Below are 14,828 nucleotides of genomic sequence, written 5' to 3'. Positions count from 1 at the left end.
TTGTTGGTTACATATCGTTAAGGGCGTGAGAGTGTGAGTCTGCGCACAAAAAAAGCCCCGCACAGGGCGGGGCTTCTTTCAATCCGGGTTGGATCGGATCAGCAGGAGTAGTACAGGTCGAACTCAACCGGGTGAGTGGTCATGTTCAGACGCTCTACCTCACCGCGCTTCAGGTCGATGTAACCCTGGATCATATCCTCGGTGAAGACACCGCCACGGGTCAGGAACTCGTGGTCCTGCTCCAGGCAGTCCAGAGCTTCCTGGAAGGTTTCTGCCACAGTCGGAATGTTCAGTGCTTCTTCCTTCGGCAGGTCGTACAGGTCCTTGTCCATGGCATCGCCCGGGTGGATCTTGTTCTGGATGCCGTCGAGGCCGGCCATCATCAGGGCTGCAAACGCCAGGTACGGGTTGGCAGACGGATCCGGGAAGCGAACTTCGATACGGCGCGCTTTCGGGCTGTTGACGTACGGGATCCGGATGGAAGCGGAACGGTTACGGGCGGAGTAGGCCAGCATAACCGGCGCCTCGAAGCCCGGCACCAGACGCTTGTAGCTGTTGGTGGAGCTGTTGGCGAAGGCGTTGATAGCCTTGGCATGCTTGATAACGCCGCCGATGTAGTACAGGGCCATCTCGCTCAGACCGGCGTAGCCGTCGCCTGCGAACAGGTTCTTGCCGTCCTTGTTCAGGGACATGTGCACGTGCATGCCAGAACCGTTGTCACCAACCACCGGCTTGGGCATGAAAGTGGCGGTCTTGCCATAGGCGTGAGCCACATTGTGGACGCAGTACTTCAGGATCTGAACTTCGTCAGCCTTGCGGGTCAGGGTGTTCGCGCCAACGCCGATTTCGCACTGGCCTGCGGTACCAACCTCGTGGTGGTGAACCTCAATTTCCAGACCCATGGATTCCATGGCCGCACACATGGCGCCACGCAGGTCATGCAGGCTGTCTACCGGCGGAACCGGGAAGTAGCCACCTTTTACGCCCGGACGGTGACCAATGTTGTTGCGATCGAAATCTTCACCGGAAACCCAGGCGGCTTCTTCGGAGTGGATCTCGTACATGGCCCCTTTCATGTCGACGTTCCACTTGACGGAATCGAACACGAAGAACTCCGGCTCCGGGCCGAACAGGGCGCCATCGGCGATGCCGGTGGACTTCAGGTACTCTTCGGCGCGCTTGGCAACGGAGCGGGGATCACGCTCGTAGCCCTGCATGGTGGAAGGCTCGACGATGTCGCAGGTGATGTTGATAGTGGTTTCTTCGGTGAACGGATCCAGGACGGAGGTCTCGTCGTCCGGCATCAGGATCATGTCGGATTCGTTGATGCCCTTCCAGCCAGCGATGGAGGAGCCGTCGAACATCTTGCCGTCGGTGAAGAAATCCTCATCAACTTCAGTGGCCGGCAGAGTAACGTGCTGCTCTTTACCGCGGCTGTCTGTGAAGCGCAGGTCAACCCACTTGACTTCGTGTTCTTTGATCAAATCAATCGTCTTGGACATTGTGCATGCTCCGTAAGTTATCCCGCAGCGCGGGCGTATTTCATGTTCGTGATGCCGGATCGATCAGGGATTCGGAGATCCGATCTGTTCTTCGGGTTCGGGCAGCTTACCAAAAGCGTGCATCCCTTACCTGATAATTTTCGGCTGACTTACCATAAGCAATCGGCTTGCCAGTTTTTCGTGCTTGCGCCAGAAAGGCGCAGCCATGCGGGTCTGGGGCCGTTATGGCGCGACCAGGCAGGCTCTTCCATGGCAAAATGCACCAAATGAGTGCACTAATATGGTGCGCTTGGCGTTTTGGTGCGCCATATGAGTGCGAGATCGCTGGTTAAAGAATAGGCATTAATCTTCATATTAACGACATCGACTTTTCGATATACTGCGCGCCGCTCATTTTTTCCTCAGGAAACCCGTTGTGATTGAAAAGCTCAGAAATGTCGCCATTATTGCCCACGTAGACCACGGTAAGACCACCCTGGTTGACCAGTTGCTGCGCCAGTCCGGCACGCTGGACCGTAAGGAGCTCGAAAACGAGCGCGTTATGGATTCCAACGACCAGGAAAAAGAGCGTGGCATCACCATTCTGGCCAAGAACACCGCGCTGAAATGGAAAGACTACGATATCAACATCGTGGACACTCCGGGGCACGCTGACTTCGGCGGCGAAGTTGAGCGGGTCATGAGCATGGTTGACAGTGTGCTGCTGGTGGTGGATTCCATCGACGGCCCCATGCCGCAAACCCGTTTTGTCACCCAGAAGGCGTTCGCAGCAGGCCTGCGCCCGATTGTGGTGGTGAACAAGATCGACCGTCCCGGCGCCCGTCCGGACTGGGTCGTGGATCAGGTGTTTGACCTGTTCGATAACCTTGGGGCCACCGACGAACAGCTGGACTTCCCGATTGTCTACGCCAGTGCCCTGAATGGCATTGCCGGGATGGAGCACGAAAGCCTCGATGACAATATGGATGCCGTGTTTCAGGCGATTGTCGACCACGTGCCCGCGCCTGCGGTCGATCGGGACGGCCCGTTCCAGATGCAGATCTCCCAGCTGGATTACAACAGCTTCCTGGGTGTCATCGGCATCGGCCGCATCATGCGCGGCTCGGTCAAGACCAACACCCCGGTTACTGCCATTGGGGCCGACGGCAAGAAGCGTAATGGCCGTATCCTCAAGATCATGGGGCACTCCGGCCTGCAGCGTGTCGAAGTTGATGAGGCCCAGGCTGGTGACATCGTGTGCATCAGTGGTCTGGACCCGCTTTACATATCCGACACCCTGTGTGACCAGAACAACGTGGAGGCTCTGCCGCCACTGACCGTAGACGAGCCCACCGTCTCCATGACTTTCCAGGTGAACGATTCCCCGTTCGCCGGTAAGGAAGGCAAGTACGTCACCAGCCGCAACATCAAGGAGCGTCTGGAAAAGGAATTGCTGCACAACGTGGCTCTGCGTGTGGAAGAGGGCGACTCTGCCGACAAGTTCAAGGTGTCTGGCCGGGGTGAACTGCATCTTTCGGTTCTCATCGAGAACATGCGCCGCGAGAACTTCGAACTGGCCGTTGGCCGGCCGGAAGTGGTTATCCGGGAAATCGACGGTGTGAAACAGGAACCGTATGAGAACGTGATCGTGGATATCGAAGAGCAGCACCAGGGACCGGTGATGGAGCAGCTCGGCCTGCGCAAGGGCGAGATGACCAACATGATTCCGGACGGCAAAGGCCGCATGCGGGTGGAATACCTCATCCCGGCCCGTGGCCTGATCGGCTTCCGAAACGCCTTCCTGACCATGACTTCCGGTACCGGTATTCTGACGTCGACATTCAGCCACTACGGACCTTTGAAAGAAGGTGCCATGGCTGGTCGTCAGAACGGGGTACTGATCTCCATGGCGAAAGGTACAGCGATGACTTATTCGCTGGAGACCCTGCAAAGTCGTGGCAAGCTTTTCCTGGCACCGGGTGACGAGATTTACGAGGGCCAGCTGTGTGGTATTCACAGTCGTGAAAACGACATCGTGATCAACCCCACCAAGGCCAAGAAACTGGATAACATGCGTGCCTCCGGTAAAGACGAAGTGATCGGCCTGGTGCCGCCCATCAAGCACACTCTGGAGCAGGCGCTGGAGTTCATCGATGACGATGAACTGGTCGAAGTAACACCCAAGTCCATTCGCCTGCGCAAGAAACTGCTGACCGAGAACGAGCGCAAGCGCGCCGGCAAGAAGTCATAGCTGTCTCGGGCGAGAAAATGGGGTCAGAAGAACGCTTTCTTCTGACCCCGGCTTTGCTCCCCAATCTCGACGCCAGCCCCGGGGTCAGATGAAAGCCTTCATCTGACCCCTTTTTTATTCCTGGGTTAAGCTCTGCTCCCGGGCTCAAAACAATGCTTTCTTCAGACCCCTGTTTCCCTTTCATCTGACCCCATGTTCAGCCAAACTCCGATTAAACGATTACGCCGGAGTTCTGCCGATGCTAACCCTCTACCCTGAAATCCTCCCCAACACCCATCACCGCCTGGCGGTAGACCCTCCCCACGAACTCTATATAGAAGAAAGCGGCAACCCGGACGGCATTCCCGTTCTGGTGGTGCATGGAGGGCCAGGGGGTGGTTGTGAGGATTACCATCGGCGCTTCTTTGATGCCGAGCGCTTCCGGATCATTCTCATGGACCAGCGCGGTGCGGGCCGATCCACACCGTTGGCGGAGCTGGAAGGAAACAGCACCGACAAGCTGGTGGAGGATATGGAAACGGTTCGCAAGTTTCTGGGCATTGATCGCTGGCTGCTGTTTGGCGGCAGCTGGGGTTCAACACTGAGTCTCGTATACGCACAGACACATCCTGACCGGGTGTCGGGGCTGGTCCTGCGAGGTGTCTTCCTGTGCCGGCCGCGGGATATTCACTGGTTCTACCAGGAGGGCGCCAGCCGGGTGTTTCCGGATTACTGGGAGGACTTTGAGGCGCAGATCCCCGAGTCAGAGCGTGCTGATATGGTTTCTGCCTATTACCGGCGGCTGACCAGCTCCAACGAGCTGGAGCAGATCCAGGCCGCCAAGGCCTGGTCGATCTGGGAAGGACGGTGCGCCACTCTGAACCCCAATCCCCGGGTGGTCGAGCATTTCGCCCATCCCCATGTGGCGATTGCTCTGGCAAGGATCGAGTGCCACTACTTCATGAACAATGCCTTCCTGGAACCTGATCAGATTGTCCGCGACGCCTACAAGCTTGCGGACATTCCCGGGATCATCGTTCACGGCCGCTATGACATGGTCTGCCCGCTGGATAACGCATTGGCGCTGAGCAATGCGTGGCCGGAAGCCGACCTGCGGATCATTCGGGATGCCGGTCATTCTGCTTCCGAGCCTGCCATTGTCGATGCCCTGATACGAGGCGTGGAGGAAGTGGTGGCGAAAACCGAGAAGCCTGTCGGATAAAAACCCTTTGGCCGGGTTGCGGTCTTCGGGGAGCAGGGATACACTCTTGCCGATTCGTAATTTCGCCGTCTGTCAGGAAGCGAATGAAAGGGCTTATCCAGAGAGTATCGGAAGCCAGTGTCACGGTTGATGGCCAGTCAGTTGGCGCGATCGGCCGTGGAGTTTTACTCCTGCTCGGGATTGAGCGGGATGACGGGCCAGCAGAGGCAAAGGAACTGTGCCGAAAGATTCTTTCCTATCGTATCTTCCCTGACGAGCAGGGCCGTATGAACCGAAGTCTGCAGGACATCGGTGGCGGCTTGCTTGTCGTGCCCCAGTTTACCCTTGCAGCCGATACCCGCTCGGGAACCCGTCCGGGCTTTTCGCTGGCCGCAAAGCCGGAAGCCGCCAATGAGCTATACCGCGAGTTTGTGCAGGAGGCAACCGGGTGCCTGGGGGCTGAGCTCGTCGCGGAGGGGCGTTTTGGGGCGAATATGCAAGTACAGCTGGTTAATGATGGCCCGGTAACGTTCATGTTGGAAGTGAACGGGGTGTCATAAAAGAATGTGTGCACCACCAGGGGGCGCTGCATGCCTCCGTGTTTGCAGCTGGTGCACCGTGGGAAGGGATTGAGTGTCTGTTCAGTTCGGCTCCAGGATTGATGTTCTTTAGGTCGCTGAATTGGAAGAGAAAAAAAGTGGTTGGCCTCGTATTTGTAGTGTATTGGACACAAAACTGAACAGAGCGCCTGGCTATAAAGGGTTGCCTTTCTGGTGCCAAACAAGCTAAAAATGCGCTGTTTAAAATTTGCAAATGCAGGTTCTTTGTATTAAAACAGATTCATTACTTGCCGCTTTAAGAAAGTGCTGTAAGTAACTGAGCTATAAAGACCTGTAGTTCTGCAGGTTTTCAAAAGAAGAAGAAAAGTTATCTCGATGTAATAAAAATGACATGGAGATAATCGAGAATCCGGCACATCCAGCCTGACTGGTGATGCCTTAAAAAAATCGGGATCAGTACCCGTCGCTAAAACCTGAGTTAACTCAAAAAGGAAGACGCAACATGAAAAAAACGCTCATCGCATCTGCTATTGCAGCAGCTACTTTCTCTGGCGCTGTCGCTGCCCAGGAAAGCAACATGCCGACCGTTTACGGTAACATCCAGTACGTGGTTTACCACGCTGACGTGAAGGGCGGCGAGAATGGCCTGGAGCACGCAGACAACGGTTCCACTCTGGGTGTCAAACACGACCACGAGATCGCTCCGGGCATCACCGGGTTCTTCAAGCTGGAGCTTGAAGGGCTGGCAGCTGACGACAAGGACCGTGAGACCGGTCTGGAAGACGTTGATGAAGCTTACATCGGTGTGAAGGGCGACAGCTTCGGCCAGGTATGGGTCGGCTCTGATGACTCCACCTATGAGAGCGCCATCGACAAGATCGCCAACTTCTACGAGTTCGCTGCCTACAACTTCGGCGGTGGCTACGAGACTGGCGAAGGTGATCTTGTTCAGTACATGACTCCGTCCTTCGGCGGCCTGACCCTGGGCGCCGCTGTACAGATCAACGGTGACCTTGACGACGCCACTCTCCCGGACAAGAGCGGTGAGAAGTCCTACCCGTACCAGTTGGCCGCCACCTACGCGGTTGACAACCTGGAGCTGGCCGTGGCCATGGACTCCAACGACGGTGCTGGCGGTCCGAACAACGAAAACACCTACGGTGTGCGTGCCACTTTTGACATGGACGCTCTGAGCCTGACCGGTCAGTACCAGACCCGTAAGGACGTCGGTGACCGTTACGGTGTACACGCTGTTTACGCCATGGGCGCTAACCAGTTCGCCGCTTCCTACGAGCTGGACGTTGCTGACGACGCAAACGATACCGAGCGTGACACTCTGACTCTGCAGGCCCTGCATAACCTGTCTGACCACATGTACGTGTATGTTGAAGGCTACCTGGGCAATGGTGACGACGGTGTATACGGCGTTGCCAACGAAAGCGAGCGTTCTGCTGTAGCCGTTGGTGGTGTCTACTACTTCTGATCAGCTAAACAGCTAATCAAGTAGTCCAAAACCGGTGACCTTCGGGTCGCCGGTTTTTTTGTATGCTCAGTCAAAACACCGACAGGAGGCCGGAAATGGCGGAAGAGCTCGAGATCAAACTGACAATTGCAGAGCCTGAACTGGAAAAGGTCCGGGAGTGGTTATCGCGAGATGCATCCGCGGACTATGCCGGAGAAAAGACTCTGATCAACCGCTATTTCGACACGCCAGCGGCTGATCTGAATCGTCAGAAAGCGGCACTGAGAGTCCGTCAGGCCGGTGACAGGTACATCCAGACCCTCAAGACACGAGGGGAGTTTATAAACGGTGCCCACCGCCGGCAGGAGTGGGAATGGCCGTTGCCGGGGCCCGAGTTGAGGCTGGGGCTGCTTGCGGATACGCCATTGGGTGAAAACGTCAATCTCGCCGAATTGGAAGTGGTGTTTGAAACCAACTTTCGGCGCCAGGTCTGGATGATCAGGCGGGATGACGCCGTGGTGGAGGTTGCGCTGGATTCCGGAACCGTCGCCAGCGGCGATCGCACGGAGCCGTTGAATGAAGTGGAGTTTGAGCTCAAGTCCGGCGAGCCTGCCATTCTGATGTCGCTGGCCCGTGAGCTGGCACAGGAGGTGTCTGTGTTCCTGAACCTGGTCAGCAAGGCGGAGCAGGGGTATTACCTGGCGGGGCTATACAAGCCGAGGGTGGACCCTGAGGCCGGTGCGTTGTCGGTAACGGCATTCCTGTATCAGTTGAGCTTGGCATGGCTGCAGGAACGAGGCTGGCAGGCCGGAGGTAGCGATCTGTCCGAGGTTGAAGAAGCTGCCCACACGGCCGGCGCCGGGGCGGTCTTCAAGCAGGTGATTGAGGCACTTGAGCGAGGAGCGGGCGTTCGGGAATTGGCTGGCGACCTGAAACTGGGGCAATTACAGCTCCAGCTCGCCTCGGCCTGACGAGTCGCGTCAGGCCGGCCTGGAGTTTTCTCCGGCTTTGTCGTCATGCTTCTCATGCCAGCTGGCCAGGAATTTCCGGTACCGGTCCAGCGCTTCTTCCACCACCTCCACGCCCGGTGTGTCCGTGGATTTCACCAGGACGATCAGCCCCTTGCCTTCGACTTCTTCATTGGTTGGTGGGTGGCAGATTACTTCGTTGTCGTGGTCAATATAAGCCAGCGCAGTGCCAATGCCATGGCGCACCAGTGCGCTGACGATGTCCGCCCAGGACAGATCGTCCAGTTCGAGTTCGTAACGGTGGGGGTGATCCCGCTCGTAGTTGAACAGATCTTCCAGCACCTTTTCGGAGCCGGGGGCAACCACCGCCCGTACCATGATTTCGGGGTAGGTCCGAACCGGACGGATAATGGTCCGGATTCCGAGGGCCTTGAACCGTTCCCGGTTGCGGTCACTCACGCACTCCAGCGTTGTTCGTCCGGCAAGGTTGGCTTCCGTCAGCCGATGAGCGATATCGAAGGTGAGGCTGTCGGAGCTGGGATCGGCCTCATCCGCCGCGAGGACAATGATGTGTCGAGCGCTCCCCGTGTGCACGGCCTTGAGGGCTTCAGGATCGCTGCCCGAACCATGGAAGTGCACGACCCCGCAATCAGACAGTTCTGTCGGCAGACCCTCGGGAAATTGGCGCGTGAGCAGCATGATCGGGATGGTTTCATAACCCGGTACGGCACGCACCTGTGAGGCAAAGCGCATGAAATACTGGGCGCCGCCACTGCGAGGAGTGTTTATGATGACGATGTGGTCTTTCATTTTGTAGATCCAGCGTCCGGTGATAATGCGTTCCCGGCGGTAGAACCGGTATTCGATAAAGTCACTGACGATCAACGTCAGCAGGGTGATCGCTCCCACGAACATGATCAGTATGGTGCTGATCCGCCCGATGTAGGTCTTGGGTGCGAAGTCTCCATAACCGACGGTTGAGACAGTGGTCATGGTGATCCAGATCGATTCAAAGAAACTGAGGTCTTCCACCGCCCAGATCACCAGGACCTGAGCGGACATCAGGATGACCAGAATCAGGAACAGGCGTTTCATCCTGTGCCGGATCAGTCCCCCCATTGGCAGGTGGGTTTGTGCGTGTTCCGGGTTCAGGGGACGGCGATTTCGCTGCATCCGGGTGTGAGGCCTGTTCAGTCATGGGTGAGTAGGGTATACAGTACCGAAAATATAACAGAGAGACAGGGGTTTGCATTATGTCCGCGCCATGGAGTGCCTTGCCGTCACTGATCGCCGAGGACGTTGCCGAATGCTGGGAGTCGGTTTTTCCGGAGGGGCTCCCTGACTGGCTGGCTGAGGATCAGGCCGTCTCGGCGTCGTTGGTTGCCGACGCCATTGGTCGCAGTCTGTTCCTTCGTCAGACTCTGGAGCGGCACCCGGACCAGGTCAGGCAGGCGGTTGGGTCCCGTCTTCTCTCTGAGCCGACAACGCCGGACTATCTGGTAAAACGCTGGCAGGAGTATCTTGGAGAGGTGGATGGCGAACCGGCTCTCCACTCAGCCTTGCGTCGGTTCCGGCGGGAAATCCAGTTTCGCATCATCTGGCGTGATCTGCTTCGGTGGGCCGATCTGGCCGAAACCATTGCCGCGGCCAGCGCATTCGCGGACACCTGTATCGACGGCGCCCTGGGCTGGCTTTATGACGATGCTTGTGAGCAGTTCGGAACGCCCTACGGCCCGGATCCCGTGACCGGTGAGGAGGTTGCTCAGCCCCTGGTGGTGATTGGCATGGGCAAGCTTGGAGGGCGGGAGCTCAATGTCTCTTCGGACATTGACCTGATCTTTGCGTTTCCAGGCAAGGGTGAGACCCGTGGCGGCCGGCGCTCACTGGATAACCAGCAATTCTTCACTCGGCTGGGGCAGCGGCTGATCCAGGCCCTTGACCAGATAACGGCCGACGGCTTTGTCTTTCGCGTCGATATGCGGTTGCGGCCCTATGGGCAGAGCGGGGCCCTCGCGCTGAGCTTTGCCGCCCTGGAAACCTACTACCAGGACCAGGGTCGGGATTGGGAACGCTATGCCATGGTCAAGTCCCGTGTTGTCGCCGGCGATCAGGGGGCGGGGCAGGTGTTGATGGACAGTCTGCGCCCATTCGTCTATCGCAAGTACATCGACTTCAGTGCCTTTGAATCCCTGCGCAGTATGAAGGCGATGATCAGCCGGGAAGTGCGTCGCAAGGGCTTGGAAAACAATATAAAACTGGGTAGTGGCGGTATCCGGGAAATCGAGTTCGTGGTCCAGGCGTTCCAGTTGATACGGGGCGGCCGTGACCGGGAGTTGCAGCAGAGGGAGCTGCTGGTCATCCTCAAAGAGCTGGAGGCCCTGGAGCTGTTACCACCGGACGTAGTCGACGAGTTGCGCGAGGCCTACGTATTTCTCAGGAATCTCGAGCATGCCTTGCAGGGCATCGAGGACAAACAGACACAAACCTTGCCGGACGACGACCTGAACCGTGCGCGCGTTGCCCGGATTATGGGATTCGATGCCTGGGAGGAATGCCAGAGGGTTCTGGACGAGCACCGTGAACGGGTTGCCACCCATTTTGCCAATATCATTGCCACGGAAGAGGAAGAAGAGGCCGGGGAATCCGAGCTGGCGGAGGAGTGGCAGGAAATCTGGCTGGCTGAAATGGATGATGAAAGTGCCCGGAACTGGCTTCAGGAACAGGGCTTTGAGAATCCGGAGGAGAGTTGCCGTGAGCTCACAGAGCTTCGGGATAGCCGGACCGTCCAGACCCTCCAGACTCAGGGCCGGAAACGGCTCAATCAGTTCATGCCGGTGCTGCTCGATGCCCTGACCGAAGTGGAGAATCCGTCTGAGACTCTGTCCCGGGTCTTGCAGCTGGTCAGTGCGATCCTGAGGCGAACCGCGTACATGGTCCTGCTGCTGGAAAACCCCGGGGCTCGGACCCAGCTGGTGCGCTTGTGCAGCGAAAGTCCCTGGGTGGCACAGCAGCTGGCTGAGACGCCATTGCTGCTGGACGAGTTGCTCAACGCCGAGAGTCTGTATACCCCGCCGGCCAAGGAAGAGCTTCAGGATGACCTGCGCCAGCAGATGCTGCGGATCCCCTTTGAGGATCTGGAAGAGCAGATGGAGTCCCTGCGCCATTTCAAGAAGGCGCATATCCTCCGGGTGGCTGCTTCAGAGCTCAAGGGTACCCTGCCGCTGATGAAGGTGAGCGATTACCTGACCTGGATCGCCGAGGTGGTTCTGGACCACGTGGTGGATGTGGCCTTCGCCAACCTGGTCAGCCGCCATGGGTATCCGCGGCGGTCAGACGGTTCCAGCTGTGAGACCGATTTCGCGATCATCGGCTACGGCAAGCTGGGGGGAATCGAACTTGGCTACACGTCAGACCTGGACCTGGTGTTCGTGCACAAAGCGGATCCGGAGCTGTCCACCGATGGCGATAAACCCATCGATAACGCAGTGTTCTTTACCCGCCTTGGCCAGAGAATAGTGCACATCCTCAGTACCCAGACCCCCTCAGGCCAGCTCTACGAGGTGGATATGCGGCTTCGGCCCTCCGGCAACTCCGGGCTTCTGGTGACGACCTTGAGCGCCTTCGAGAAGTACCAGCGCAACGATGCCTGGACCTGGGAGCATCAGGCCCTGGCCCGGGCCCGGGGGGTGGCCGGCTGTGCCGAGACCCTCGAGGGCTTCGAGGCAATCCGGCACGAGATACTCTGCCAGCCGCGTGACCGGTCAAAGCTCCGGGATGAGGTGGTGGAGATGCGGGAGAAAATGCGCGCGAGCCTCGGAACACCGGAAAACAGGCGCTCCGAAGTCTTTCATATCAAACACGACACCGGCGGCATTGTCGATATCGAATTCATGGTGCAGTTCCTGATGCTGGCCTGGTGTTCAGACCACCCGGAGCTGACCCGGTGGTCTGATAATATCCGCCAGATGGAAGAGCTGGGTCGAGCAGGAGTGCTGCCGGTGGAAGATACCGAGAAGCTGAGGGAAGCTTTTATTACCCTGCGCTCAACCATCCACCGGAGGGCGTTGCAGAACCTGAACAGCCAGGTTGAGGGAGATGCGTTCACGGAGGAGCGCGACTACATCAAAAGTATGTGGAAAAAAGTGATGCTTGATTAGTAAGCTAAATTTATTTTCCCTGAGTTTTCCTGCTAGAATGCCGACTCCCCGAAAACGGCTTTTTTAGGAGCAGAATACAATGTCGATGGCTGATCGCGATGGCCTTATCTGGCTCGACGGTGAAATGGTTCCCTGGCGGGAAGCCAAAACCCACGTCCTGACTCACACCCTGCATTACGGCCTTGGCTGTTTTGAAGGTGTGCGAGCCTACAACACCGCGAACGGTCCGGCGATTTTCCGCCTGAAAGAGCACACCGACCGCCTGTTCCGCTCAGCCCACATCCTGAACATGAAAATGCCGTTCACCAAGGATGAGGTCAATGAGGCCCAGCGCGCGGCGGTGCGTGAGAACAACCTGGACGAAGCCTATCTGCGCCCGATGGTGTTCCTGGGGTCCGAGGGCATGGGGCTGCGTGCTGACAACCTGAAAGTCCATATCATGGTTGCTGCCTGGAGCTGGCCGTCCTACATGTCTCCGGAAGCCAAGGAGATCGGCATCAAGGTGCGCACCTCCTCCTATACCCGGCACCACGTTAACATCACCATGTGTAAGGCCAAGGCAAACGGTAACTACATCAACTCCATGCTGGCACTGAATGAGGCCATCTCCGGCGGTGCCGAGGAAGCCCTGTTGCTGGACAATGAGGGGTATGTGGCGGAAGGCTCCGGGGAGAATATCTTCATCGTTCGTGATGGCGTCCTGCACACCCCCGAGCTGACTTCCTGCCTGGAAGGTATCACGCGTGCGACCATCATGGATTTCGCGAGGGACATGGGGCTGCAGGTGAAGGAGCGTCGTATCACCCGGGACGAAGTGTATGTGGCCGAGGAGGCGTTCTTCACAGGCACCGCCGCCGAGGTTCTGCCCATCCGTGAACTGGACGGTCGCACCATCGGTGAAGGCAAGCGCGGCCCGGTGACCGAGAAGCTGCAGACACGCTACTTTGATGCGGTGAAGGGCAAGCTGCCCGAGCACAGCGACTGGCTGACTCTGGTTAAAGGCTGATCTACCAGAAGAACCGACAGCCGCCGGGACTGTGAATCAGCCGGCGGCTTTCTTGTATATTCAGAATCACTTTCTTTCAGGACGAGCAAATGGCAGATGTAATCAAGGTACCCGTATCCTTCGGTGAGGTGCTGGACAAAATCACCATCCTCGAAATCAAGTCCGAGCGGATCAAGGATGAGGCGAAACTGAAAAATGTGCGTCTCGAGCTGGACGAGCTGACCGAGACCTGGAACGAGGCAGTGAAGGACCAAAGCGTTATCGAAGAGCTTCGCAAGCAGCTCAAAGCCGTTAACGAGGAGCTTTGGGTGATCGAGGACGATATCCGGGACCAGGAAGCCGCCCAGGATTTTGGCCCCCGCTTTATCGAGCTTGCCCGCGCCGTTTACGTAACCAACGACAAGCGCGCGGCGATCAAGAAAGAGGTCAACCTGGCATTGGGTTCCCGTTTTGTGGAAGAGAAGTCCTACCAGGACTACACCGCTCGGAAGTGAAGTGAACCCCGGGGTCAGAAGAACGCTTTCTTCTGACCCCATGTTCAGATTCGGGGCCAGGTCAGGAAGACGGGGTCAGTTGAACGCTTTCATCTGACCCCCTGTTCAATCCCGAATTCTCTCTGACCCACCGGTCCAGCATTTCGACAACATCCTCGACAGTCACCAGCTCCATGGCCCCCTCAAACTCTGCCTTGGTGCCCCACCGGGCCTCTTCGACCGTCTTGCCGGTGAATTTTTCCAGTGCTTCCGGGTACCGGTTCACACACCATTGCAGCGAGTTGTAGGGCCCTGACCGGTTGGGGTTGCTGGCCGCAAACAGCCCGATGACGTCGGTGCCGACGGCGCTGGCGATGTGGGCCGGGCCGGTGTCCGGCGCGATGACCAGGTCGGCCTCGGCCATAAGCGCCGTCAGTTGTTTCAGGGTGTCCTTGCCGCAGATGTTATGGGCTGTCTCTTGCATGGCCGACTCGATGGCGGCGCAATATTCGAGTTCGAACGGAGCTGGACTGCCCACCAGGATTACCTTCATCCCGTGCTGCCGGATCGCATAGTCCGCAATCTGTGCGTAACGCTCGGTGGGCCAGTTCCTCAGTCGATGGCTGGCACACGGACTGATGACCAGGTTCCGCCGGTCTCCGGCCAGATGCGTTCTGGCAAACTCCCGGTCCGATTCGCTCCGGGGAATGGTCCAGCGGGGAGGTGCTGCCTGGAGTCCCAAGGGCTCCAGGAAGCTCGCCAGGCAGTCCCGGACGTGTTGCTGTGCCGCGGGTGCGATGCGCCGGTTGATGAAGAGACTATGGAGATCCTTGCTCCGGGCCCTGTCGTAACCGACCCGGATTTTCGCCGGGATACAAGCAGAGGCCAGGTTGGCCCGGAACGCGACCTGCATGTGCAGCAAGGCATCGAACCTGCGCCCCTTCATTTGTCTGCGCAGATCCGCGTAGCCTGCCCGTCCCGCTTTCTTGTCAAAGATGATGAACTCAACCCCGGGCAGATCCCCGATCAGCTTGGCTTCGATCTTTCCGATCACCCAGGTGATTTTTACGTCCGGCAGTTGTTCCTGGAGGCTGAGCACCACTGGAATTACATGGGTGACATCGCCAATAGCAGACAGTCGGAGAATGCAGATAGACTTCATCAGATAACAATCCGTTAAGGGTTCAGGCAGCGGGTTTGTGGAGCTTTGCCGGCAATCATTGGTAAACTGGCCGCCATTCTATCGTACTCGCCGGCGAAGGTCCCGAAAGGCGCCCGGGCCGGGTATTG

The 14,828-nt window shown here is 57.8% G+C and carries 11 protein-coding genes; 8 read left to right on the top strand and 3 right to left on the bottom strand.

The genetic code is table 11. The features are described 5' to 3' along the window. Positions 1 to 98: 98 nt before the first annotated feature. On the bottom strand, positions 99 to 1,502 hold the full coding sequence (glnA, locus tag MD273_RS16700) for a glutamate--ammonia ligase (RefSeq protein WP_239038947.1): 1,404 nt from the start codon (positions 1,500 to 1,502) through the stop codon (positions 99 to 101). A gap of 415 nt (positions 1,503 to 1,917) precedes the next feature. On the opposite strand from glnA, the gene typA reads away from it, so the two are divergent. From typA to MD273_RS16675, 5 genes are all read left to right on the top strand, one after another. Further along, positions 1,918 to 3,732, top strand: a complete 1,815-nt coding sequence (typA, locus tag MD273_RS16695; protein ID WP_239038946.1) for a translational GTPase TypA — start codon at positions 1,918 to 1,920, stop codon at positions 3,730 to 3,732. A gap of 238 nt (positions 3,733 to 3,970) precedes the next feature. Continuing rightward, a complete protein-coding gene (pip, locus tag MD273_RS16690) occupies positions 3,971 to 4,933 on the top strand; it encodes a prolyl aminopeptidase (RefSeq protein ID WP_239038945.1) in 963 nt (320 codons plus the stop codon). A gap of 83 nt (positions 4,934 to 5,016) precedes the next feature. Continuing rightward, a complete protein-coding gene (gene dtd / locus MD273_RS16685) occupies positions 5,017 to 5,472 on the top strand; it encodes a D-aminoacyl-tRNA deacylase (RefSeq protein ID WP_239038944.1) in 456 nt (151 codons plus the stop codon). A gap of 502 nt (positions 5,473 to 5,974) precedes the next feature. Further along, positions 5,975 to 6,955, top strand: a complete 981-nt coding sequence (locus MD273_RS16680; protein ID WP_239038943.1) for a porin — start codon at positions 5,975 to 5,977, stop codon at positions 6,953 to 6,955. A 95-nt stretch (positions 6,956 to 7,050) separates the two neighbouring features. Then, entirely contained in the window at positions 7,051 to 7,905 is an 855-nt protein-coding gene (locus MD273_RS16675; protein ID WP_239038942.1) for a CYTH domain-containing protein, read from the top strand. Between the two features lie 9 nt (positions 7,906 to 7,914). Here MD273_RS16675 and MD273_RS16670 read toward each other — a convergent pair whose 3' ends face one another. After that, entirely contained in the window at positions 7,915 to 9,075 is a 1,161-nt protein-coding gene (locus MD273_RS16670) for a potassium channel family protein (RefSeq protein WP_239038941.1), read from the bottom strand. An 80-nt stretch (positions 9,076 to 9,155) separates the two neighbouring features. Between MD273_RS16670 and glnE the strand changes: the two genes are divergently transcribed. The 3 genes from glnE to MD273_RS16655 all read left to right on the top strand — a co-directional run bounded on the left by glnE (position 9,156) and on the right by MD273_RS16655 (position 13,559). Beyond that, on the top strand, positions 9,156 to 12,059 hold the full coding sequence (glnE, locus tag MD273_RS16665; RefSeq protein WP_239038940.1) for a bifunctional [glutamate--ammonia ligase]-adenylyl-L-tyrosine phosphorylase/[glutamate--ammonia-ligase] adenylyltransferase: 2,904 nt from the start codon (positions 9,156 to 9,158) through the stop codon (positions 12,057 to 12,059). Between the two features lie 79 nt (positions 12,060 to 12,138). Then, positions 12,139 to 13,065: a branched-chain amino acid transaminase gene (locus MD273_RS16660; RefSeq protein ID WP_239038939.1), complete on the top strand. Its 927-nt coding sequence runs from the start codon at positions 12,139 to 12,141 to the stop codon at positions 13,063 to 13,065. An 89-nt stretch (positions 13,066 to 13,154) separates the two neighbouring features. Beyond that, the gene (locus MD273_RS16655; RefSeq protein WP_239038938.1) at positions 13,155 to 13,559 is read left to right on the top strand and encodes a DUF6165 family protein; all 405 of its coding nucleotides are present in this window, start codon (positions 13,155 to 13,157) and stop codon (positions 13,557 to 13,559) included. Positions 13,560 to 13,620: 61 nt separating this feature from the next. Here MD273_RS16655 and MD273_RS16650 read toward each other — a convergent pair whose 3' ends face one another. Then, positions 13,621 to 14,700 carry a glycosyltransferase family 9 protein gene (locus tag MD273_RS16650; protein WP_239038937.1) on the bottom strand — a complete coding sequence of 360 codons (1,080 nt, stop codon included), beginning with the start codon at positions 14,698 to 14,700 and terminating at the stop codon, positions 13,621 to 13,623. Positions 14,701 to 14,828: the final 128 nt, after the last annotated feature.

Source organism: Marinobacter sp. C7 (genome assembly GCF_022343555.1).
Classification (GTDB): Bacteria; Pseudomonadota; Gammaproteobacteria; order Pseudomonadales; family Oleiphilaceae; genus Marinobacter.
This window is presented reverse-complemented; position numbering and strand designations above follow the sequence as displayed.

Excerpts from the sequence above, each read along its gene's own strand:
- glnA (WP_239038947.1), bottom strand. The coding sequence starts at position 1,502 with ATGTCCAAGACGATTGATTTGATCAAAGAACACGAAGTCAAGTGGGTT.
- dtd (WP_239038944.1), top strand. The coding sequence starts at position 5,017 with ATGAAAGGGCTTATCCAGAGAGTATCGGAAGCCAGTGTCACGGTTGAT.
- MD273_RS16655 (WP_239038938.1), top strand. The coding sequence starts at position 13,155 with ATGGCAGATGTAATCAAGGTACCCGTATCCTTCGGTGAGGTGCTGGAC.
- MD273_RS16675 (WP_239038942.1), top strand. The coding sequence starts at position 7,051 with ATGGCGGAAGAGCTCGAGATCAAACTGACAATTGCAGAGCCTGAACTG.
- pip (WP_239038945.1), top strand. The coding sequence starts at position 3,971 with ATGCTAACCCTCTACCCTGAAATCCTCCCCAACACCCATCACCGCCTG.
- MD273_RS16670 (WP_239038941.1), bottom strand. The coding sequence starts at position 9,075 with ATGCAGCGAAATCGCCGTCCCCTGAACCCGGAACACGCACAAACCCAC.
- MD273_RS16650 (WP_239038937.1), bottom strand. The coding sequence starts at position 14,700 with ATGAAGTCTATCTGCATTCTCCGACTGTCTGCTATTGGCGATGTCACC.
- MD273_RS16660 (WP_239038939.1), top strand. The coding sequence starts at position 12,139 with ATGTCGATGGCTGATCGCGATGGCCTTATCTGGCTCGACGGTGAAATG.
- MD273_RS16680 (WP_239038943.1), top strand. The coding sequence starts at position 5,975 with ATGAAAAAAACGCTCATCGCATCTGCTATTGCAGCAGCTACTTTCTCT.
- glnE (WP_239038940.1), top strand. The coding sequence starts at position 9,156 with ATGTCCGCGCCATGGAGTGCCTTGCCGTCACTGATCGCCGAGGACGTT.